The organism is Streptomyces sp. NPDC008001, from assembly GCF_042958085.1.
In the GTDB taxonomy this organism is placed as follows: domain Bacteria; phylum Actinomycetota; class Actinomycetes; order Streptomycetales; family Streptomycetaceae; genus Streptomyces.
Map to the genome: position 1 here is coordinate 416939 of NZ_JBIBIZ010000008.1, position 19682 is coordinate 436620.

Sequence of the window (19682 nt, forward strand, 5' to 3'; positions counted from 1 at the left end):
CGCCGCAGCGGGCCCCGGGGCTACCAGGGCATGACCGCTACCAGGGCACGACCTGTCCCTCGTAGTCGAGGAAGTGGAGGCCGCGCTCCCCCCGGTGGCGCTCGATCGTCTCGACCACCCCCGGAACGCTCTCCTCCACGCTGAGATCGGCGTCGGGTCCGCCGAGTTCGGTGCGAACCCAGCCCGGGTCCATGAGCAGCAGCGTCCGCGTGTCCTCGGCGTGACGGGCGGCGTGGCAGCGCATCAGCTGGTTCAGGGCGGACTTGCTGGCCCGGTACAGGTCCTGCCCGCCTTCGGTGTTCAGGGTGATGCTGCCCTGGTCGGAGGACATGACGCCGATGGTCCCGGCCGGCGCGACCAGCGGGCGGAGGGACTCCACGACGCGCATCGGGCCGAGCGCGTTGGTGACCATGACTTCGGTGAACATGTCCGCCGGGACCTCGCCGATGGGGATGTCGCCGCGGGTGATGGCGGCGTTGACGAAGAGCAGGTCGAGAGTGCGCCGTGCCAGCCGGTCGCGCAGTGCCGAGATCTGCTCCGGATCGGTCATCTCCAGCGACTCGACGGTCAGCCGTCCTCCCGACGCTTCGGCCAGGTCGTGGAGGCCGGTGCGCCGGCTGCCGCGGACCGTGCCGATGACGTTCCAGCCGCGACGGAGGTACTCGGCGGCGAGCCCGAGGCCCAGGGTGCGCGAGGCCCCGATGACGAGGGCGGTCTTGCGGGGGCCGTTCATGTTGGCGATCACGCTGCAAGTCTCCGAGCGGTCCGGCCGGGCGTCCAATACCCTTCGGACCGCATTGATACCGTGACGGCATGGATCTGGATCTGGATCTGCGTAAGCTCCGCTACTTCGTGGCGGTGGCCGAGCACCGGCACTTCGGCCGGGCGGCACAGGCGTTGTTCATCGCACAGCCGGTCCTCAGCCGGCAGATCCGCGCGTTCGAACAGGAGCTGGGATGCCCGCTGTTCACGCGGACCACGCGCAGCGTCGAGCTGACTCCCGCGGGACAACAGCTGTATGACGAGGCGTCACGAATCAAGGCGGCGGTGGACGGGGCGCTGCGGCGCATGTACGAGGCCCGGCGGGGCGCGCAGCGGCTCGTCGTCGCCTTCTCGCCGGGCCTGCACGTGTCGGGCGCGATACGGGCGTTCGCGGCGCGCCATCCGAAGGCCGGGATCGATGTCTTTCCGCTGCGCTGGTGGGAACGGGACGCGCCGCTCCGCGACGGCCGCGCGCACGTGGGGTACCTCCGGCGCCCCTTCGACGACTCGGGGCTGCGCACCGTCCCCATCGGTCACGAGACCAAGGTCGCGTGCCTCCCGGTGACGCATCCGCTGGCCGGCCGCCCCGCCCTCACGACGGCCGATCTCGACGGCGAACCGATTCTCGACGGCAGGGCGCGGCGGACGTCCTCGCTGGAGGAGAAGTTCGAGCTCATCGCCTCCGGCCAGGGCATCGCCCTCGTCCCCGTCAGCATCGCGGACTCCTACTCCCGCCCCGACCTCGTCTACCTGACGGTCACCGACGCCCCGCCCGTCGGGACCTGCCTGGCGGTTCCGGAGGGCGACTGCACGGCCCTCGTGGCGGACTTCCTGGACATCGCCACCGCCACGCTGCGCCAATATCTGTGCTCGCGAAGTGAGAATTAAGCCCGGAGCCTGATGAATATTACTTACCCGGCGGGCGCGGCGGAGTAATTCGCCGTACGCGGCCGATCGCGCCGTGCTAGTCTCGATCTCAGTTGCAGTTGTGGTTCCCGAAATCTTTCAGGTGTCCCCGCCGGTTCGCTCCGGCGGAGACCCTTTCTGGCTCCGGTTATTTCCGGCAGGGTGATCATCACGGCGACGCGGAGTGCGCACGGTGTGCGCTCCGGGCACCGCCCCGAAGGAGAAATAACATGGCTTCCGGAACCGTGAAGTGGTTTAACGCAGAAAAGGGCTTCGGCTTCATCGAGCAGGACGGCGGCGGCGCCGACGTCTTCGCCCACTACTCGAACATCTCCGCGCAGGGCTTCCGTGAGCTGTCGGAGGGCCAGAAGGTCACGTTCGACATCGCGCAGGGCCAGAAGGGCCCGACGGCCGAGAACATCGTTCTCGCCTGACGCCGGTACGCACCTCGCAGCCGGGGCCCGCACCTTGGGGTGCGGGCCCCGGCTCGATGCATTTCAGGGAATCGCAGCATGCGCTCCGGCGAAGCCGCCGCGAGCAGCTCTCCGCCGATCCGGTAGCTCACCCCGGCTCATCCGCTTCGGCTCCCATTTTCTCGGCTCGTTCTTGCGGTTCTCTGCGCTGCTCGTTTCTGCGGGAATTCCTTGATATGTGCCACGTCAAGGAAGGTTCCACGTGAACCGCACGCGCATAAACGACCGGTCCGCCCGCACTCGCTCCGGAAATCAGGGCTCAGCGCGGGACGGAAACCGCTCCGGCTCCCCGCGCCGCGCCGAAGGCTACGGACGCCGGCGGACGTCGCCCCAGGGTGAGTTCGCACTGCCGAAGACGGTCACCGCGGCACTGCCCGCCGTCGAGGCGTTCGCCGATCTCGACATGCCGGCGCCGTTGCTGGCCGCGCTCGGCCATGAGGGCGTGACCGTACCGTTCCCGATCCAGGCGGCGACCCTGCCCAACTCCCTCGCGGGCCGTGACGTGCTCGGCCGCGGCCGCACCGGTTCGGGCAAGACCCTCGCCTTCGGCCTCGCCCTGCTGGCCCGTACGGCAGGCCGGCGCGCCGAGCCGCGGCAGCCGCTGGCCCTCGTCCTCGTACCGACCCGCGAGCTGGCCCAGCAGGTCACCGACGCCCTCACGCCGTACGCCCGCTCCGTGCGGCTGCGACTGGCCACCGTGGTCGGCGGCATGCCGATCGGCCGGCAGGCCGGTGCGCTGCGGGCCGGGGCGGAGGTCGTCGTCGCCACGCCGGGCCGGCTCAAGGACCTCATCGACCGCGGCGACTGCCACCTGGACCAGGTCGCCGTCACCGTGCTCGACGAGGCCGACCAGATGACCGACATGGGCTTCATGCCCCAGGTCACATGGCTGCTCGACCAGGTGCGCCCCGGGGGTCAGCGGATGCTGTTCTCGGCCACCCTGGACCGCAACGTCGACCTGCTGGTCCGCCGCTACCTGACCGACCCGGTGGTCCACTCCGTCGACCCGTCCGCCGGCGCGGTGACGACCATGGAGCACCACGTGCTCCACGTGCACGGCGCGGACAAGCACCGGACGACCACCGAGATCGCGGCCCGGGACGGCCGGGTGATCATGTTCCTGGACACCAAGCACGCGGTGGACCGGCTGACCGAGCACCTGCTGAACAGCGGCGTCCGCGCCGCCTCCCTGCACGGCGGCAAGTCCCAGCCGCAGCGCACGCGGACGCTGTCCCACTTCAAGTCCGGACATGTGACGGTGCTGGTCGCGACCAACGTCGCGGCGCGCGGCATCCACGTCGACAACCTCGACCTGGTCGTGAACGTCGACCCGCCCACCGACCACAAGGACTACCTGCACCGAGGCGGGCGCACGGCCCGCGCCGGTGAGTCCGGCAGCGTCGTCACGCTGGTGACCCCCAATCAGCGCCGCGACATGACCCGGCTGATGGCCGCCGCCGGCATCACCCCGCAGACCACCCAGGTGCGCTCGGGCGAAGCCGAACTGAGCCGCATCACCGGTGCCCAAGCCCCCTCGGGCGTCCCGGTCACCATCACCGTGCCGGCCACGGAACGCCCCCGGCGCGCCGCCTCTTCCTCCTCCCGCGGCCGGCGGGGCCGTCCCGGCCGGGGCCGGTCCGCCGGTGACGCGGCGCGCCGCGCGGCGCACCGCTCGTCCGCCGTCGGCGCGGCCGCCTAGAACCGTCGCGTCCGGCACCGTCGTACCCGGCCCGTCGCGACCGGAAAACCCGCCCGTACCCCCAGGAGGCATCTTGACACCGGCCCAGGCTCGGCAACGCCCCGCACACTCCGCACACCCCGCAGGCCCTGCGCACCTCCTCCGCTGGGCCCCGGCCGGGTCCGAGGCCATGGACCTGTCCGGACCGCGGGTCTGTGACGACATGACCGTGGAGGTGGCGCTGTCCGTCATGGCTGCTGCTCGTGTCGGCTTCCTGTTCCTGTGCGACCGGGACGAGCAGGTCACGGGCTCGGTCACCCGGGCCCGGCTCGTCGCCGTCCGCGACAGCACCGCCTACACGGACCGGCTCCGGCTGCGGGACGTCCTCTGCGAGCACGGCGCCGCCCCGGGCACTCTCACCCTGTCCCGCTGATCGACCCGCCCTCGTCCCGCCCCCCGCTCGGCCTGGCCCTCTCCCTCCTACCTTTGTGAGGCATCATGCGCTGCATCATCGCCCGGTTCCCCTTCGACCTCACCAAGAGTGGGGTGCTGGCCTCGATGAAGGGCGTGAAGCCCGAGGCCGTCACGGGAGAGTCCGTGATCATCGGGCGCCGCCACTACCCCGTCAAGCAGGTGGGCGAAGTCATCACCCGGCAGGACCGCCGCGACTTCTCCGGCGGAGAGGTCATCCGGGCCATGACGCGGCTCGGCTTCACCTGCCGGAGCGCCTACGAAGCCGCGCCCGTCCCGCAGGTCTCGCACGCCTCCACGCCGCTCGAGACCGCGTCGGCGCTGCTGGGCGGCCCCAGCCCCGTGGGGCTGTGACGACGGCCGCCGGAAGCTGACCGGCCGGACGGCGTCCGGCACGGAAAGCGATGAACGCAAAGCGATGAACGCAAAGCGATGAAGGGCCCTGCCGACGCGCGTCGGCAGGGCCCTTCGGTCGCAGTACGGGGTCTCAGTGGTCGGAGTAGCTGAAGTCGCCCACGGTCCAGGCGCTGACGTCCTTGATCGCGACGCGGTACATGCCACCGGTCTCGGGGATCCCGATGTTGCCCTGGAGGATCCGGGCGAGATGGAAGTGCAGATGCGTGGGCGCCTCGTCACGGCCGGGGCGCTCCTGCGGCCGGTCCGCGACGAAGACGCCCGAGAACGAACCGAGATGGTCCGAGTCCTTGAGCACCTCCGAGACCCGCTCCCTCCACACGGCTTCGGGAGCCAGTCGGCCGGTGATGACGGCACCACCGACCACCACGGTCAGCGACATCTGATTGCTCTGCCCGGACTCCACCATGGTGGAGATGCCGACGAGCAGGTCGTCAGGGTTAGACATGGCAGCCGATTCTATCCGGCGGCCGTCCCCGCCCCCACCCGCACTGGTGACGTGAGGATACCTGGGCCGAGCTGCGCTCAAAATCTATGTTTGTCAGAGTAGACATTGGCCCGGTCCGCGGTTAGGGTTTCTCCCGTAGACACAGTCGGAGATGCCCGGCAGACACGAACTGCCGGGGTGGCGCAAGCAGTACCGCAGTGCCGGTTCTGACGCACGGATTCACCGGAGGAAGAACGGAGGGAGCAGACGCCATCAGGATCGCCCGGCCCGAGAGCGTTCGGTCCGGGTACCGCAAGGCCCCGGAACGGAAGGTGGTCCTCGGTCACGCAACCGCGATCCCCGCACGCCCTGCCCTTTCGCGGGCCCGGCGGCGGAAACAGGAGGTCGGCGCAGCAGTAGCGCCGGCAGATGGTGTTCAATTCCTTCGGGGCCCTGGTGCCGTACGGCGCCAGGGCCCCTCGACGCGTTGCAGAACGAGGTGACATGACAGCAGACAGTCCACTGAGTGATCGTCTGGACGACGATGACTACCCCGCCTACACGATGGGCAGGGCCGCCGAGATGCTCGGCACCACCCCGGGTTTCCTCCGGGCCATCGGCGAGGCCCGGCTGATCACTCCGCTCCGCTCCGAGGGCGGACACCGGCGCTACTCCCGCTACCAGCTCCGGATCGCCGCTCGCGCCCGCGAGCTGGTCGACCGGGGAACACCGGTCGAGGCCGCCTGCCGCATCGTCATCCTCGAGGACCAGCTCGAGGAAGCACAGCGCATCAACGCCGAGTACCGCCGCAAGGCGAAGCAGGCATCGGAAGACCCCGGTCCCGGTTCCGGATCCGGTGCCGACTCCGGCTCTGCCTGAGCCCGCCGGCCGACCCGGCCGGTCCGCACGAAGCGACCACCGGGCCCTCCCACCAGGCCCGGTCCCGCTCCTCCGGAAACCGCACGAGACCCTCGCTCCGTGGCCGCCGCGCACCTCCCGCCGCCCAAGAGACCCTCAACCCGGTCAAGTCCGCCTCTCCATGCCCACGTCAGGGCCCCGGTCATAGGGGCGGCCGTGAGATGTGGGAGCGTGAGCGGGTGAGTGAGAGTACGCCGAACACCCTTCAATACCGCTCCGACGGGCCGGAAGACGCCCCGGTCCTGGTCGTGGGCCCGGCCCTCGGTACCACCTGGCACATGTGGGACCGCCAGGTGCCCGAGCTGACCCGGCACTGGCGGGTGCTCCGCTTCGACCTGCCCGGGCACGGTGGTGCTCCCGCCGCGCCCGCAGCCTCCGTCGACGACCTCGGTGACCGGCTCGTCGCCACCCTCGACTCGCTCGGCGTCGAGCGCTTCGGCTACGCCGGCTGCTCCCTCAGCGCCGCCATCGGCATCGACCTCGCCCTCCGCCACCCGCACCGGCTCGCCTCCCTCGCCCTCGTCGCCGCGTCCCCGCGCTACGGCACGCCCGAGTCCTGGCGGCAGCGCGGCGAGTCCGTGCGCCGGGAGGGGCTCGACCCGGTCGCCCGCTCCGCGCCCGAGCGCTGGTTCACCGCGAACTTCTCCGGTGCCCAGCCGGCCATCGTGGACTGGGCCGTCCAGATGGTCGGCACGACCGACACGTACTCGTTCATCGCCGCGTGCGACGCCCTCGCCGCCTTCGACGTACGCGCCGAGCTGACCCGGATCAGCGTCCCCACGCTGGTCATCGTCGGCGCCGAGGACACGGCGACGCCGCCCGCGGACGCGCGGGTCCTCGTCGCCGGCATCCACGACGCGAAGCTCGCCGTCGTGCCGGGGGCTTCGCACCTGACGCCCGTCGAACAGCCGGCGGCCGTCACCGACCTGCTGGTCCGCCACTTCACGACGGCCTGGCAGCTGTCCACGCAGCAGGGGCTGTCGGTGCTGCCCCAGGCCTCCGCGGCCGGCGGTTCCGGTGCGCCCGACTCCGGAGCGGCGTCCTCCGGGGCCGCTGCCGGGGCCGGCGACACCGCGCGACCGGGGCAGGCCGATCCGGCCGGGGGCGGCTTCGGCGCGCCCGGCGCGGGCTTCGGAGTCCCGGGCTCCGGCATGCCGGGACCGGCCGTCGGCACCCCGCCGGGCGGCACCGGCGTGCCGGCGCCGGCCCCGGGTGCTGCCGCGCCCGGAGCGGCTTCCTCCGGCGGCTTCGGGGCTCCGGGATCGGGCTCTGCCATGCCTGGCGGCGCCGCCCCGGTGACCGGCCCGGGCGCCGCCCGTCCCGGCGACGGCTTCGGTGCCTTCACCCCGGGCCCCGGCGCGACCGGTGCAACCGGTGGGACCAGCGCAACGGGTGTGCCTGGTGTGCCCGGTTCCGCGGGGCCGTCCGCTCCCGGCGCGGCGCCGCAGTCCTTCGGCGGCCCGGGCTACGGTCCCGGTGCGCCCGGTGCGCCCGGCCCCGCGAGTCCGGCCGCGGAGCCCCCGGGCCCCGCCGCCCCCGGTTCCGGCATACCCGGGCCGGGCAGTGCCGGTGGTGCCGCCTTCGGCGCCGGCCCCGGCGCAGGGGGCTCGGACACGGTGCGGATCTCTCCCGGCGCGGGCATCCCGGACGCCGCGCGGTTCCCGTCCGGCCCCGGGGCGCCGGACACGGTACGGATCACCCCCGGCCCGCCGCCCGGCTCCGCAGCGTCCGGCGCCGCAGCATCCGGCCCCGCAACTTCCGGATTCGGAGCCGCAGGTCTGCCCGAGGCGGCGCCGGCCGCCGCGGAGCCCGGCGCAGCCGCACCGTTCGGCGGCTTCGGGCCGCCTCCCGCGGATACGGCGGCCGGTGACACCGGCCCCGGCGCCCTGGAGCTCGGCGAGCGCACGCGGCGCGACATCCTCGGCGACGAGCACGCGGCGCGGGCCGAAGCGGGCCGGGACGCGTTCACGAGCGACTTCCACGACCTCGTGACCCGCTCCGCCTGGGGCGGCACCTGGGCCCGTCCCGGCCTCGACCACCGCACCCGCGCCCTGCTCACCCTCACCGCCCTGACGGCCCGCGGCCATTACGACGACATCGCCCCGTACACCCGCGCGGCGCTCCGCAGCGGCGCCAGCCCGGACGAGATCAAGGAGACGCTGCTGCACGCGGCCGTCTACTGCGGCCTGCCCGCCGCGGGCGCCGCGTTCGCCGTCGCGCAGCGTGTCATCGCGGAGGAGTCCGCACCGGGGGCGTAGCAGTATGGGGCCATGGAGCAGAAGCTGAAGCTGACCAAGAAGAGCCACGCGTGCGTCCTCCTGGAGAAGGACGGCCGCACGCTCGCCATCGACCCGGGCGCCTTTAGCGAGGCGGACGCGGCCGTCGGCGCCGACGCGATCCTCGTGACGCACGAGCACCCGGACCACTTCGCCGAGGACCGCCTGCGGGCGGCCCTCGACGCCAACCCCGCCGCCGAGCTGTGGACGCTGCGCAGCGTCGCCGAGCAGATCGCCCCGGCCTTCCCGGGCCGGGTGCACACCGTGGGGGAGGGGGACGCGTTCACGGCGGCGGGCTTCGACGTGCAGGTGCACGGACAACTGCACGCGGTGATCCACCCGGACATCCCGCGGATCACGAACGTCGGCTATCTCGTGGACGGTTCGGTCTTCCACCCGGGCGACGCGCTGACCCTGCCCGGCGTGCCGGTCGACACGCTGATGCTTCCGGTCATGGCGCCCTGGAGCAAGGTCTCGGAGGTCATCGACTACGTGCGGGAGCTCGCGCCGCGCCTCGCGATCGACATCCACGACGCGCTGCTCGCCGACCTCGCGCGGCCCGTCTACGACCGGATGCTCACCCCCGCCCGCGTGGGTGCGGAGCACGCCCGGCTGGCGCCGGGGGAGGCGGTCACGCTCTGAGCCGCGCCCCGGGCCGCTCGCCGGTCCGGGTCTCCGGCGAGAGCTCCGGATGTCAGACCCGGCCGTTAGGGTTGCCGCATGCGCATCGCCACCTGGAACGTGAACTCGATCACCGCCCGTCTCCCGCGGCTGCTGGCCTGGCTGGAGAGCAGCGGCACGGACGTGCTCTGCATACAGGAGACGAAGTGCGCCGAGGACGCCTTCCCGTTCGCGGAGCTGCGCGAGCTGGGCTACGAGGCCGCGGTGAACGCCACCGGCCGGTGGAACGGCGTGGCGGTGATCTCCCGGGTGGGCCTCGCGGAGGTGGTCAGCGGCCTGCCGGGCGGGCCGGACTACGACGGCGGGCAGGAGCCCCGCGCGATCTCGGCGACGTGCGGGGGCGTCCGCGTCTGGTCGGTCTACGTGCCCAACGGCCGCGAGGTCGGCCACGACCACTACGCGTACAAGCTCCGCTGGCTGGAGGCCCTGCGGGACGCCGTCGCGGCCGACGCCGAGGGCGAGCGCCCCTTCGCGGTCCTCGGGGACTACAACATCGCGCCGACCGACGACGACGTCTACGACCCGGCCGTCTTCGAGGGCGCGACGCACGTCACCCCGGCCGAGCGGGCGGCGCTCGGCGCTCTGCGCGACCTCGGCCTGTCCGACGTCGTGCCGCGCCCCCTGAAGTACGACCACCCGTACACGTACTGGGACTACCGCCAGCTGTGCTTCCCGAAGAACCGGGGCATGCGCATCGACCTCGTCTACGGCAACGCCCCGTTCGTGAAGGCGAAGCAGGACGCGTACGTCGACCGCGAGGAGCGCAAGGGCAAGGGCGCCTCGGACCACGCCCCGGTCGTCGTCGACCTGGAGGTGTGAGCCGGGGGCGCCCCGCCCTCTCGTACCCGGATCCGGAAACGGACCCGTACCCCGTGCCCGTTTCCGCACCTGCGGTGGCGCGCGGCGCGGTCAGACCAGTTCGCGCAGGTCGATCGCGTCGCTGAAGGCCTTCATCCCGGCGTCATTGGGGTGGAGGTGGTCGCCGCCGTCGTAGGCCGGCAGCATCCGGTCCGGCTGCCGCGGGTCCCGGACGGCCTCGTCGAAGTCGAACACGGCGTCGTACGTGCCGTCGTCGGCGCGGATATGCCGGTTGATGGCGGTGCGCTGGGCCTCGGCGTCCGCCGTGCAGTCGTAGAAGCCGCCACAGGGCGCGATCGTCGCGGCGATGACCCGCAGCCCGCGTTCGTGGGCGCGCGCCGCGATGGCCTTGAGCCCCGTGATGACCTGCGCAGCCGAGGTCCCGGAGCGGATGTCGTTGACGCCCTCGAAGACGATGACCGTACGGGCCGAGGTCTGCGCCAGCACGTCCCGTTCCAGCCGGTGCTGTGCGCTGACGCCGCTCATGATGGTGCTGGTCCCGTCGCCCGGATAGCGGTCGGTCACCACGCGGTTGCCGGAGATGCCGTGGTTGAGGATCCCGAACCGCGGCAGGGAGTGCTGTGCCTGCAGCCGCCGCGCCAGCAGGTCGGGCCAGCGGCCGTTGGCGCCGGGCGTCGACCGCTCGCCGTCGGTGATGGAGTCGCCCAGCGTCACCACGGAGCCGGGCCCGTCCGCCACGTCCACGCCCGTCAGCAGCGGCCAGGTCTCCAGCTTGCCGGTGTACGCGCCCGCGCCGCGCTCGTCCGTCCGGTCGCCGCTGCCGTCGCCGGTCAGGTAGGAGACCTGGCTGGTGTAGCTGTGCAGGGGAACGGCCGTCACCGTGCCCGGCAGGTGGATGCTCACCAGCAGGTTGGTGCCCTCGGGCACCCGGAAGCCCAGCGAGTCGCTGAACGCCTGCGCGCCGGCCGGGATCACCGTGCCCGGCTGCCCGCCGAAGGACAGGGCCCGTGGCTTGCCGGCCGCGGCCGCGCCCCGGCCCTGCAGCGCGACGGTGGCGTGCCCGATCCGCACCGGGCGGGGAGCGAAGGTGTTCTCCAGCCGGATCCGCGTCGCCGGGCCGCCCGCGCTGCTGTGCACGACCAGCCGCAGCGTGCGGTCCTTCCACGGCCCGACGGCCGCGTAGCCGGAGGTGGAGGCGGCCCAGGTGCCCGTCCAGCCGCGGGAGCCGCCGCGCAGGGCGAGGGAGAACACGTGCAGGTCGCGGTCCGGCCCGGGGTCCTGCGGCAGCACCACGGAGTCGAGCTCGCGGCCGGGCGCGACCGGCACGGACACCGCGTACAGCCGCGTGGTCTCGGACCGCCGCCCGCTGCCCGTGTTGAGGTGGGGCAGGCCGACGGCCTTCGTCGTCAGGGGGCCGCGGCGCCAGTCCGGCGCGGTCAGCCGGTACGTGCTGCGTGAGCCGTCGCGGTAGCGCACCGTGCCCGTACCGCCGGCGTCACCGCCGCCCGCGCCCTTCGTCGTCCCGGCGACGAGGAACGTGAGGGCCTCGCCGCGGCCGCCGAGCCGGACGGCCTGGCCCGCCGCGCGGACGTTGTCGGGCTTGCCGGGAGCCGGGCGGGGCCAGTGCAGCCGGGCGCCGTCGAAGGCGAGTTCGCGGCCGGGCGTCCAGCCGGCGGCGGCGAGGTCCTGGGCGGAGAGCGAGTTGCCCGCGCCGTCGAAATCGGCTGCGCCGGGGCGGGCGTCGTCGCTGACCGCCCTGGAGTCGAAGAGCCGCTCCAGGGGGAGCGGCTCTCTGCCGGCTTGGGCACCGGGTCGTGCATCGTATTGCGCATCTGATTGCACATCGGATTGCGCCTCGTTTTGCGCACCGGGTTGTGCACCGGATGCGGATGCCGTCCCGGCGGCGAGTGCCGGGGCGTTTGCGGCGGCGACGGCGCACACGGCGCTCACGATCCCCACCGCGGCGGCCCGGGCCGCCGCCCGCGCCGCCGTCCACCGTCTGTGCCGTCTCCCGCCCGGCTTCACTGTTCGGAGCATGCGTCTCATGCCTCCCTGGTTCCCCGCTCGGTAAGTGGCTGCATGAAGCTAAGAAGACGCATGGGCAACGTCAAGGAGGCCATCCGGTCACGCCGGGCGCCGCGCGCCTGTGGTGGGGCCATCCGTGCGAGTGCGATCCTGTCCGGTATGAACATTCCCTTCCTGGACAGTTGGCGAAAGCGACACGGCCCGGGGCGCGGTCCGGCGCCGGCGAGCGCGGTCGACCGGGACCCGGAAGGGCTCGCCGAGCTGCTGTCCGAGTGCGAACTGCTGCGCACGCACGCGCAGTCCGCAGGAGTGGTCCTCGACGACTCGCCCGCCTCCCTGGAAGCCCTGGACCAGCTGCAGCCGCTCTGGCGCGACGACCCGGAGCTGGAGCCCTGGCTGGGCAACGACGCGGGCCTCTATCTGGGCACGGTCGTCATCCGTTCGGTCCGGGAGGCGGGGTGGTGGATCCGGTCCGACGGCCAGCCGGTGGTGCGGCTCGCCAACGGCCGCGAGGTCGACGTGGTCGAGGCGGGCCGGGCCTGGGCGGCCGACGGCGCGCCGGAGCTCTCGCAGCTGTACGCGGAGCTCGCCGAGAGCTGACGCCCGGGCTCGGGGGAGGGGCGCGGGAGGCCGGAGCCCGGGACGCCCGGCCTCAGCTGGTGAACGCGATGTCGTACTCCACCCGCCAGCGGTCCGCGCGCACGACGATGTCGGACGTCTCGACGGCGCGGCCCTCTCCGTCGAAGTGCGTGCGCTCGATGACCGTGACGCAGCTGCCCGCGGCGCAGCCGAGCGCCTCGGCCTCCGGCGTGCTCGCGGGCCGGGAGCCGACCAGCTCCTGCGCCCGCACGACCCGGATCCCGATGGCCGCGAGCCGCCCCCGCACCCCCCGCCGGGCGTAGGGCCCGCGCTCGGGGAGGACGACGTCCGTGCCCTCGGTGATGGCGAGCGGCTCCCAGCTCGTGGCGAGCTGCACGGGATGGCGGTTGGCCAGATATTCGTACTGGGTGCAGAGAACGCGCGTGCCCACGCCGATGTGCAGCCGCTGGGCGATGCGCTCCGGGGCGGCGGTCTCGGTGGACGAGGCTTCCCACGTAAGAGTGGCGTTCCGGGCCGTCCCGCCGTCGGGCGGGGGCTGCCGGCCGGGCTCGCCGGTGCGGCTGCCGGGCCGGCCGGGCCGCTCGGGCTCCTCCTCGCCCCGGCGCGGGCGGGGCGGCCCGTACCCCCGGATCTGGGCGGCGAAGGGGGTGTCGACGGCCCCGGTGGACCGCAGCAGGCTGCCGAGCGGCGCCCGGTCGGTGACGAAGACGCCGCGGCCGAACTGGCCTTCCGCATAACCGGCGGCCTTCAGCACGCGCACCGCCCGGTCCACGGTCTGGTCGCTGGCCGCGTAGGTGCGCTTCAGCTCGGAGCGGGAGGGGATGCGCTCGCCCACGGCGAGCCCGCCCTCGTCGATCCGCCGGCGCAGATCGTCCGCGATGCGCTGGTAGACGGGCCTGCTGTCGCCCACCACCGGCTCCTTTCCCCCGAGTTCCCCCAGTCCGTCCCCCTCAGGCTAGGTACCCAGGCCAGGTCTGTGTACCTAGGGCAAATGGCGGGCAATGTGCAACGAATGCCCATATGAACGCGTGTCATGGCTGAAGTCCCCTATAGAGGGGAATAGTTTGCGCGGATGGCGAGCGTGGACCGGAAGAGCGCGGAGAGTGGACGGGACTGGGTATGGCCGTCGATCCCCTGATCGAACTGCGTGATGTCAACAAGCACTACGGCGAGCTGCACGTCCTGAAGGACATCAACCTCACCGTCGGCCGCGGCGAGGTGGTCGTCGTCATCGGCCCCTCCGGCTCCGGGAAGTCCACCCTGTGCCGCGCCATCAACCGCCTTGAGCCCGTCGAGTCCGGCACGATCCTCCTCGACGGGCACCCGCTGCCCGAGGAGGGGCGCGAGCTGGCCAAGCTGCGGGCCGAGGTCGGGATGGTCTTCCAGTCCTTCAACCTCTTCGCCCACAAGACGGTGCTCGCCAACGTCTCCCTGGCGCCGCTCAAGGTCCGCAAGCGGGCCAAGGAGGACGCCGACCGGCGCTCGCGGGAGCTGCTGGAGCGCGTCGGCCTGCTCGCCCACGCGGACAAGTACCCGGCCCAGCTCTCCGGCGGCCAGCAGCAGCGCGTGGCCATCGCCCGCGCCCTCGCGATGGAGCCCAAGGCCCTGCTCTTCGACGAGCCGACCTCCGCGCTCGACCCGGAGATGATCAACGAGGTGCTGGAGGTCATGCAGCAGCTCGCCCGGGACGGCATGACGATGGTCGTCGTCACCCACGAGATGGGCTTCGCCCGCTCCGCCGCCAACCGCGTCGTCTTCATGGCCGACGGCCGCATCGTGGAGGACCGCGCCCCCGAGGAGTTCTTCACCGCGCCGCAGAGCGAGCGCGCCAAGGACTTCCTCTCCAAGATCCTCAAGCATTGAGGGGGGACCGGTGACTCTGCAGACACTGACGCGCCGCGTCCGCCGCCCGCGCGCCCTGCGCCGTACGGCCGCCGCCCTGGTCCTGGCCGCCCTCGTGCTGCCCGCCACCGCCTGCGGAAAGTCCGGCAGCCCGCCCGTCAAGGGGCCCAAGCCCGAGGCGCTGCCCGTCTACCGGGTCGACGAGGGCTTCCGGCTGGCCGACTCGCCCACCTGGCGGGCCGCGAAGGCCCGCGGCCACCTCGTCGTCGGCGCCAAGGAGGACCAGCCCTACATGGGCGAGAAGGACCCCGCCACCGGCGTCTACTCCGGCTACGACATCGAGATCGCCCGCATGATGTCCGCCTCCCTCGGCTTCGACCCCAAGACCATCCGGTTCCGCACGATCGCCTCCGCGAACCGCGAAACCGCCCTCCAGAACGGCCAGATCGACTACTACGTCGGCACGTACACGATCAACGCCCTGCGCAAGAAGCAGGTCGGCTTCGCCGGCCCCTACTACATCGCCGGGCAGTCGCTGCTCGTCCGCACCGACGAGAAGGGCATCGACGGGCCGCAGGACCTGGCCGGCAAACGGGTCTGCTCGGCCGCCGGTTCGACCCCGCTGCAGCGCATCGAGCGCGATTACCCCAAGGCCGTCGCCGTCGCCTACGACACGTACTCGGTGTGCGTGGACAACCTGCTCAGCCTCCAGGTCGACGCGGTCACCACCGACGACACCATCCTCATGGGCTTCGCGGCCAAGGCCCCGGACGAGCTCAAGATCGCCGGCAAGCCCTTCTCGAAGGAGCCCTACGGCATCGGCGTGCCCCGCGGCGACAACGCCCTGCGCTTCGCCCTGGACGACGCCGTGGAGGCCCACGAGAAGAACGGCGACTGGAAGAAGGCGTACGACGCGACGCTCGGCCTCTCCGGGGTGCCGGCCCCGCCGCCGCCCGCCGTCGACCGCTACCCGGCCGGCTGAGGAGGCGCCCGCTGTGAACGTGCTCACCGACAACTTCTCCCTCTACGCCAAGGGGCTGCTCGGCACGGTCGAGCTCACCGTCTACTCCTCGCTGCTCGCCCTCGCCCTGGGCTTCCTGATGGCCTCCTTCCGCGTCGCCCCCGTGGGCTCCCTGCGGGTCTTCGGCACGGTGTGGGTGACGGTGCTGCGGAACACCCCGCTCACGCTGCTGTTCTTCGCGGTGCTGCTCGGCCTGCCGCGGTTCGGCGTCGTGCTGCCCTTCCAGCTGTTCGCCGTCCTCGCCCTGGGCTGCTACACCTCGGCCTTCATCTGCGAGGCCGTGCGCTCGGGCATCAACACCGTGCCGGCGGGGCAGGGCGAGGCGGCCCGCAGCCTGGGCATGACCTTCGGGCAGACCCTGAGCCTCGTCGTGCTGCCGCAGGCCTTCCGCTCCGTCATCCCGCCGATCGGCTCCACCCTGATCGCGCTCGCCAAGAACTCCGCGATCGCCGGGTCCTTCAGCGTGACCGAGCTCCTCGGCACGTACAAGCCCCTCAACGAGCTCGGCTACAGCATCGTCTGGACCTTCGTCTGGATCGCCGTCGGCTATCTGATCGTGACCCTGTCCATCAGCGCGATCTTCAACGTGCTGGAGAAGCGCTGGGGAGTGCCCCGATGACCGACACCGCGCTGTACGACATCCCGGGGCCCCGGGCCCGGCGGCGCCACCTGGTCTACGGCCTCGCCGCCACCGTCGTGATCCTGGGGATCGTCGCCTGGGTGCTCTACCTGCTCTTCGACACCCACCAGTTCACCGCCGAGAAGTGGCGGCCGTTCGTGTACGAGGGCATCCAGGAGATGCTGCTGCGCGGCCTCGGCAACACGCTCAAGGCCTTCGCCTACGCGGCCGTGCTCTCCCTCGCCCTCGGCGGGCTGCTGGCCGCGGGCCGGCTCTCCGACCACCGGATCCTGCGCTGGATCGCCACGCTCTTCGTGGAGTTCTTCCGGGCGATGCCGGTCCTGGTCATGATCTTCTTCGTCTTCGTCGCCCTCAAGGTGCAGCCGCTGCCGGCCCTCGTCGCCGGGCTCACCCTCTACAACGGCTCGGTGCTCGCTGAGGTCTTCCGCAGCGGGGTGAACTCCGTCGACCGCGGCCAGCGGGAGGCGGCGTACGCGCTCGGGATGCGCAAGACGCAGGTGATGACCCACGTGCTCGTGCCGCAGGCGGTCCGCGCCATGCTGCCGACGATCATCAGCCAGCTGGTGGTGGCGCTGAAGGACACCTCGCTCGGCTTCCTGATCACCTACGAGGAGTTCCTGCACGCCGGCAAGCTCATCGCCAGCAACCTGGACTACGGGCTGCCGTTCATCCCGGTCGTGATGATCATCTCGCCGATCTACATCGGCATGTGCATGCTCCTGTCGTGGCTCGCCACGTGGGTCGCCAAGCGGCAGCGGCGCAGCCTCAAGACGGAGGCGGTGGAGGTCGGCCCGGCGGAGCCCGGCACCCTGCTGCCGGGTGCCGGGCAGATCCATCCGTGACGGCCGCGTGCGGAGCCCGGGGTGGTCCGCGGGCGGTCCCGGGGTGGTCCCGGGGTGGTTACGCGTCCGTGCCCAGCCACAGGTCCGGGCCGAAGACCTCGTAGTGGATGTCGGCGGCGGGCACCCCCGCCGCCAGCAGCTGCGTACGGGCCGAGCGGAGGAAGGGCAGCGGGCCGCAGAGGTAGGCCGTGGTGCCCGCGGGGACGTCGATGCGGGAGAGGTCGGCGTAACCCGTACGGTCGGCGGGCCAGTCGCCCTCGGGCTCCTCGTACCAGATGTGCGCGACCGCGTCGGGCAGCTTCTCGGTGAGCCGGAGCAGGTCGGTGCGGAAGGCGTGGGTGGCCTCACTGCGGTCGGCGTGGACGGTGATGACGCGGCGCTGCGAGCCGGTCGCGGCCAGGTGGGAGAGCATCCCGGTCATGGGGGTGCAGCCGATGCCCGCGGAGGCCAGCAGGACGGGGCCGTCGCCGTCGTCGAGGGTGACGTCGCCGCACGGCGCGCTGATCATCAGCGTGTCGCCGACGGCCACGCTGTCGTGCAGGTGGCGGGAGACCTCGCCGTCCGGGTCGCCGGTCACGCGCTTGACGGAGAACTGCAGGGCGTCGTCCGGGTGGCCGGAGAGGCTGTACTGGCGGATCTGCCGCGCGCCGTCCGGGAGCTCCGTCCGCACCGAGACGTACTGGCCCGGGCGGGCGGCGGGCAGCGGGCGGCCGTCCAGCGGACGGACGAGGAAGGTGGTCACCTCGGCGGTCTCCGCCAGGCGGCCGGCGACGGCGTACGGCCGGAAGACGTCCCCGGCGGCGGTGCCGGCCTGCTCGTACAGGCGGGCCTCCAGGGCGATGAGGGCGTTGGCCATCAGCCAGTAGACCTCGTCCCAGGCCGCGGCGACCTCCTCGGTGACCGCGTCGCCCAGCACCTCCACGATGGCCGCGAAGAGGTGCTGGTGGACGATCCGGTACTGGTCCGCGCCGATGCCCAGCGACGCGTGCTTGTGGGCGATGCGCGAGAGCATCGCGTCGGGGCGCGTCTCCGGGTGCTCGACCAGGGCGGTCGCGAAGGCGGCTATCGCGCCGGCGAGGGCCTGGCGCTGGCTGCCGTTCGCCTGGTTGCCGCGGTTGAAGAGGTCGCGCAGCAGCTCGGGGTGGGCGGCGAAGAGCTTGTCGTAGAAGAGCGGGGTGATCTCACCGATGGCCCCGCCCACGGCGGGGAGGGTGGCGCGGACGATCTCGGTCGACTCGGGGGACAGCATCGGCGCTCCTGGATCCTTGAATTGGTATTTCAGATGCGTATTTTTGGTCGTGCGAAGGGCCGTGGGGAGTGCCAGGGCTTCAGCCCTGCGTACGGGTGCCCAGGCTCAGCAGCACCGGGCCCGTCGGCGGGCCGGTCAGGTCCTCGACGGTGATCGGGTCCAGTGCGGCGAAGAACGCCTCCTGGGCGTTCCGCAGCGCACCGCGCAGCCGGCAGGCCGCGCGCAGGGGGCAGGGTGGGTCGTCCTCGCAGCCGACGACGTCGCCCACGCCCTCCAGCTCGCGCACGAGCCGGCCGACGGAGCCCGTCCGTCCGGCGGCGGTGAGGGTGAGCCCGCCGCCGCGGCCCCTGCGGGCCTCGACCACGCCCATGTGCTGCAGTCTGCTGACCACCTTGGCGGCGTGGGTGTACGGCACTCCGACGGCCTCGGCCACCTCGCGGGTGGTGGGGGTGTCGTCGCCGGTCACGGCCAGGCGCATGGCGATGCGCAACGCGATGTCGGTGCTCTTGGTCAATCGCACATCTGCACTGTACCTAATTGGATTCTTGTAATCCAATTAACCCCTTGGGGGGTATTTGGTGATCAGTTGACAGAACGTCACCACCCGGCGAGTCTGACGTCCGCGTCGGCGGCTCGGCAGCCCGGCGGCTCTGCGGCTCGGTGGCTCGGTGGACCGGCGGTCCTGCTGCCGGCCGTCCGGCGCACCCGGAACACAGACACAGCACGGAGGCAGTAGTGGCACACGCGCACGGACGTGGTGGGCGGTACGGCAAGGGACTGGCGGCGCTCGGCGCCGCGGCGGCCCTGGCGGCGGGGGCGGCCGGCACCGCGACGGCGGAGGGAGCGGAGGGAGCCGCCGCGGTCCCCGCCGGCGCGCGCTACGTCGCCCTCGGCGACTCCTACACCTCCGGCCCGGGCATCCCCGAGCAGACCGGCGGCGACTGCGCCCGCTCCAGCGTCAACTACCCGGCGCTCACCGCGAAGGCCCTGCACCAGACCTCCTTCAAGGACGTCAGCTGCAGCGGCGCCAAGACCGACGACATGTGGCGCGCCCAGGGCGACAACCCGCCGCAGCTCAACGCGCTCGGCACGAACACCCGCCTGGTCACGGTCGGCATCGGCGGCAACGACATCGGCTTCGGCGACATCATCGGCACCTGCGCCCAGCTGTCCTCCGGCGACCCGGCCGGCGCCCCCTGCCGCACGAAGTACACCGACGGCGGGACCGACCAGCTCACCGCCCGCATCGCCGGCGCCGCGCCCAAGGTCGCCAAGGTGCTGAAGGACATCCACAAGCGTGCTCCGCACGCGCGCGTCGTCCTCGCCGGTTACCCGGCGATCATGCCGGAGGACGGCACGGGCTGCTTCCCGGCCGTGCCGATCGCCGCGGGCGACGTCCCCTACCTGCGGGACACCGAGAAGAAGCTCAACACGATGCTGAAGGACGAGGCCCGCAAGGCCGGCATCCGCTTCGCGGACACCTACCGGCCGACCCTCGGCCACGACGTCTGCAAGCCGGCCACGGACCGCTGGATCGAAGGCGCCCAGCCGGAGAACCCGGCCGCCCCGTTCCACCCGAACGCCAAGGGCGAGGCGGCCATGGCAGGCGCCGTGATCTCGGCAGCCAGGGGCCGCTAA

Annotated in this window: 20 protein-coding genes and 2 pseudogenes; 16 read left to right on the forward strand and 6 right to left on the reverse strand. The window is 72.4% G+C overall.

Annotated elements, in window-relative coordinates; all coding sequences use genetic code 11:
- Positions 1–37: 37 nt before the first annotated feature.
- Positions 38–733, reverse strand: a complete 696-nt coding sequence (locus tag ACFZCD_RS23200; protein WP_391834019.1) for an SDR family NAD(P)-dependent oxidoreductase — start codon at positions 731–733, stop codon at positions 38–40.
- An 86-nt stretch (positions 734–819) separates the two neighbouring features.
- Between ACFZCD_RS23200 and ACFZCD_RS23205 the strand changes: the two genes are divergently transcribed.
- From ACFZCD_RS23205 to ACFZCD_RS23225, 5 genes are all read left to right on the forward strand, one after another.
- Entirely contained in the window at positions 820–1650 is an 831-nt protein-coding gene (locus ACFZCD_RS23205; RefSeq protein ID WP_391834021.1) for a LysR family transcriptional regulator, read from the forward strand.
- A 248-nt stretch (positions 1651–1898) separates the two neighbouring features.
- A complete protein-coding gene (locus tag ACFZCD_RS23210) occupies positions 1899–2102 on the forward strand; it encodes a cold-shock protein (protein ID WP_391833768.1) in 204 nt (67 codons plus the stop codon).
- A 241-nt stretch (positions 2103–2343) separates the two neighbouring features.
- Entirely contained in the window at positions 2344–3840 is a 1497-nt protein-coding gene (locus ACFZCD_RS23215; RefSeq protein ID WP_391833770.1) for a DEAD/DEAH box helicase, read from the forward strand.
- A gap of 202 nt (positions 3841–4042) precedes the next feature.
- Positions 4043–4252, forward strand: coding sequence for a hypothetical protein (locus ACFZCD_RS23220; protein ID WP_391833772.1), 210 nt, complete (start codon positions 4043–4045; stop codon positions 4250–4252).
- Between the two features lie 65 nt (positions 4253–4317).
- The gene (locus tag ACFZCD_RS23225; protein WP_391833774.1) at positions 4318–4644 is read left to right on the forward strand and encodes an SCO5918 family protein; all 327 of its coding nucleotides are present in this window, start codon (positions 4318–4320) and stop codon (positions 4642–4644) included.
- Positions 4645–4777: 133 nt separating this feature from the next.
- On the opposite strand, the gene ACFZCD_RS23230 is transcribed toward ACFZCD_RS23225, so the two are convergent.
- Positions 4778–5152 (reverse strand): hypothetical protein, encoded by a 375-nt coding sequence (locus tag ACFZCD_RS23230; RefSeq protein ID WP_391833776.1) that lies wholly within the window; start codon positions 5150–5152, stop codon positions 4778–4780.
- A gap of 483 nt (positions 5153–5635) precedes the next feature.
- On the opposite strand from ACFZCD_RS23230, the gene ACFZCD_RS23235 reads away from it, so the two are divergent.
- From ACFZCD_RS23235 to ACFZCD_RS23255, 5 genes and pseudogenes are all read left to right on the forward strand, one after another.
- A complete protein-coding gene (locus ACFZCD_RS23235; RefSeq protein ID WP_391833777.1) occupies positions 5636–6010 on the forward strand; it encodes a MerR family transcriptional regulator in 375 nt (124 codons plus the stop codon).
- A 200-nt stretch (positions 6011–6210) separates the two neighbouring features.
- Positions 6211–7018: pseudogene (locus ACFZCD_RS23240) on the forward strand (alpha/beta fold hydrolase); the annotation flags it as partial.
- 1016 nt (positions 7019–8034) lie between these two features.
- Positions 8035–8307: pseudogene (locus ACFZCD_RS23245) on the forward strand (carboxymuconolactone decarboxylase family protein); the annotation flags it as partial.
- A 24-nt stretch (positions 8308–8331) separates the two neighbouring features.
- Entirely contained in the window at positions 8332–8967 is a 636-nt protein-coding gene (locus ACFZCD_RS23250) for an MBL fold metallo-hydrolase (protein ID WP_391834023.1), read from the forward strand.
- A gap of 78 nt (positions 8968–9045) precedes the next feature.
- The gene (locus ACFZCD_RS23255; RefSeq protein WP_391833779.1) at positions 9046–9825 is read left to right on the forward strand and encodes an exodeoxyribonuclease III; all 780 of its coding nucleotides are present in this window, start codon (positions 9046–9048) and stop codon (positions 9823–9825) included.
- Between the two features lie 90 nt (positions 9826–9915).
- Here ACFZCD_RS23255 and ACFZCD_RS23260 read toward each other — a convergent pair whose 3' ends face one another.
- On the reverse strand, positions 9916–11871 hold the full coding sequence (locus ACFZCD_RS23260; protein WP_391833781.1) for an SGNH/GDSL hydrolase family protein: 1956 nt from the start codon (positions 11869–11871) through the stop codon (positions 9916–9918).
- A gap of 138 nt (positions 11872–12009) precedes the next feature.
- Here ACFZCD_RS23260 and ACFZCD_RS23265 point away from each other — a divergent pair, with 138 nt between their 5' ends.
- On the forward strand, positions 12010–12450 hold the full coding sequence (locus ACFZCD_RS23265; RefSeq protein WP_391833783.1) for a DUF6278 family protein: 441 nt from the start codon (positions 12010–12012) through the stop codon (positions 12448–12450).
- Between the two features lie 52 nt (positions 12451–12502).
- Here the strand turns inward: ACFZCD_RS23265 and ACFZCD_RS23270 are convergent, their stop codons facing one another.
- Positions 12503–13360, reverse strand: coding sequence for a GntR family transcriptional regulator (locus tag ACFZCD_RS23270; RefSeq protein ID WP_391833785.1), 858 nt, complete (start codon positions 13358–13360; stop codon positions 12503–12505).
- A 209-nt stretch (positions 13361–13569) separates the two neighbouring features.
- Between ACFZCD_RS23270 and ACFZCD_RS23275 the strand changes: the two genes are divergently transcribed.
- The 4 genes from ACFZCD_RS23275 to ACFZCD_RS23290 are packed head-to-tail and all read left to right on the forward strand — an operon-like array spanning position 13570 to position 16795.
- The gene (locus ACFZCD_RS23275) at positions 13570–14313 is read left to right on the forward strand and encodes an amino acid ABC transporter ATP-binding protein (RefSeq protein ID WP_391833787.1); all 744 of its coding nucleotides are present in this window, start codon (positions 13570–13572) and stop codon (positions 14311–14313) included.
- A gap of 55 nt (positions 14314–14368) precedes the next feature.
- Positions 14369–15274 (forward strand): glutamate ABC transporter substrate-binding protein, encoded by a 906-nt coding sequence (locus tag ACFZCD_RS23280; protein ID WP_391834025.1) that lies wholly within the window; start codon positions 14369–14371, stop codon positions 15272–15274.
- Positions 15275–15287: 13 nt separating this feature from the next.
- Complete coding sequence (locus ACFZCD_RS23285) at positions 15288–15932, forward strand: amino acid ABC transporter permease (protein ID WP_391833789.1); 645 nt, start codon at positions 15288–15290, stop codon at positions 15930–15932.
- Entirely contained in the window at positions 15929–16795 is an 867-nt protein-coding gene (locus tag ACFZCD_RS23290) for an amino acid ABC transporter permease (protein WP_391833791.1), read from the forward strand. The genes ACFZCD_RS23285 and ACFZCD_RS23290 overlap by 4 nt, the downstream gene beginning before the upstream one ends.
- A gap of 58 nt (positions 16796–16853) precedes the next feature.
- Here the strand turns inward: ACFZCD_RS23290 and ACFZCD_RS23295 are convergent, their stop codons facing one another.
- Together ACFZCD_RS23295 and ACFZCD_RS23300 are read right to left on the reverse strand one after the other, a co-directional pair.
- Complete coding sequence (locus ACFZCD_RS23295; protein ID WP_391833793.1) at positions 16854–18044, reverse strand: globin domain-containing protein; 1191 nt, start codon at positions 18042–18044, stop codon at positions 16854–16856.
- A 79-nt stretch (positions 18045–18123) separates the two neighbouring features.
- The gene (locus ACFZCD_RS23300) at positions 18124–18564 is read right to left on the reverse strand and encodes an RrF2 family transcriptional regulator (protein WP_391833795.1); all 441 of its coding nucleotides are present in this window, start codon (positions 18562–18564) and stop codon (positions 18124–18126) included.
- 215 nt (positions 18565–18779) lie between these two features.
- Here ACFZCD_RS23300 and ACFZCD_RS23305 point away from each other — a divergent pair, with 215 nt between their 5' ends.
- Positions 18780–19682, forward strand: coding sequence for an SGNH/GDSL hydrolase family protein (locus ACFZCD_RS23305; protein ID WP_391833797.1), 903 nt, complete (start codon positions 18780–18782; stop codon positions 19680–19682).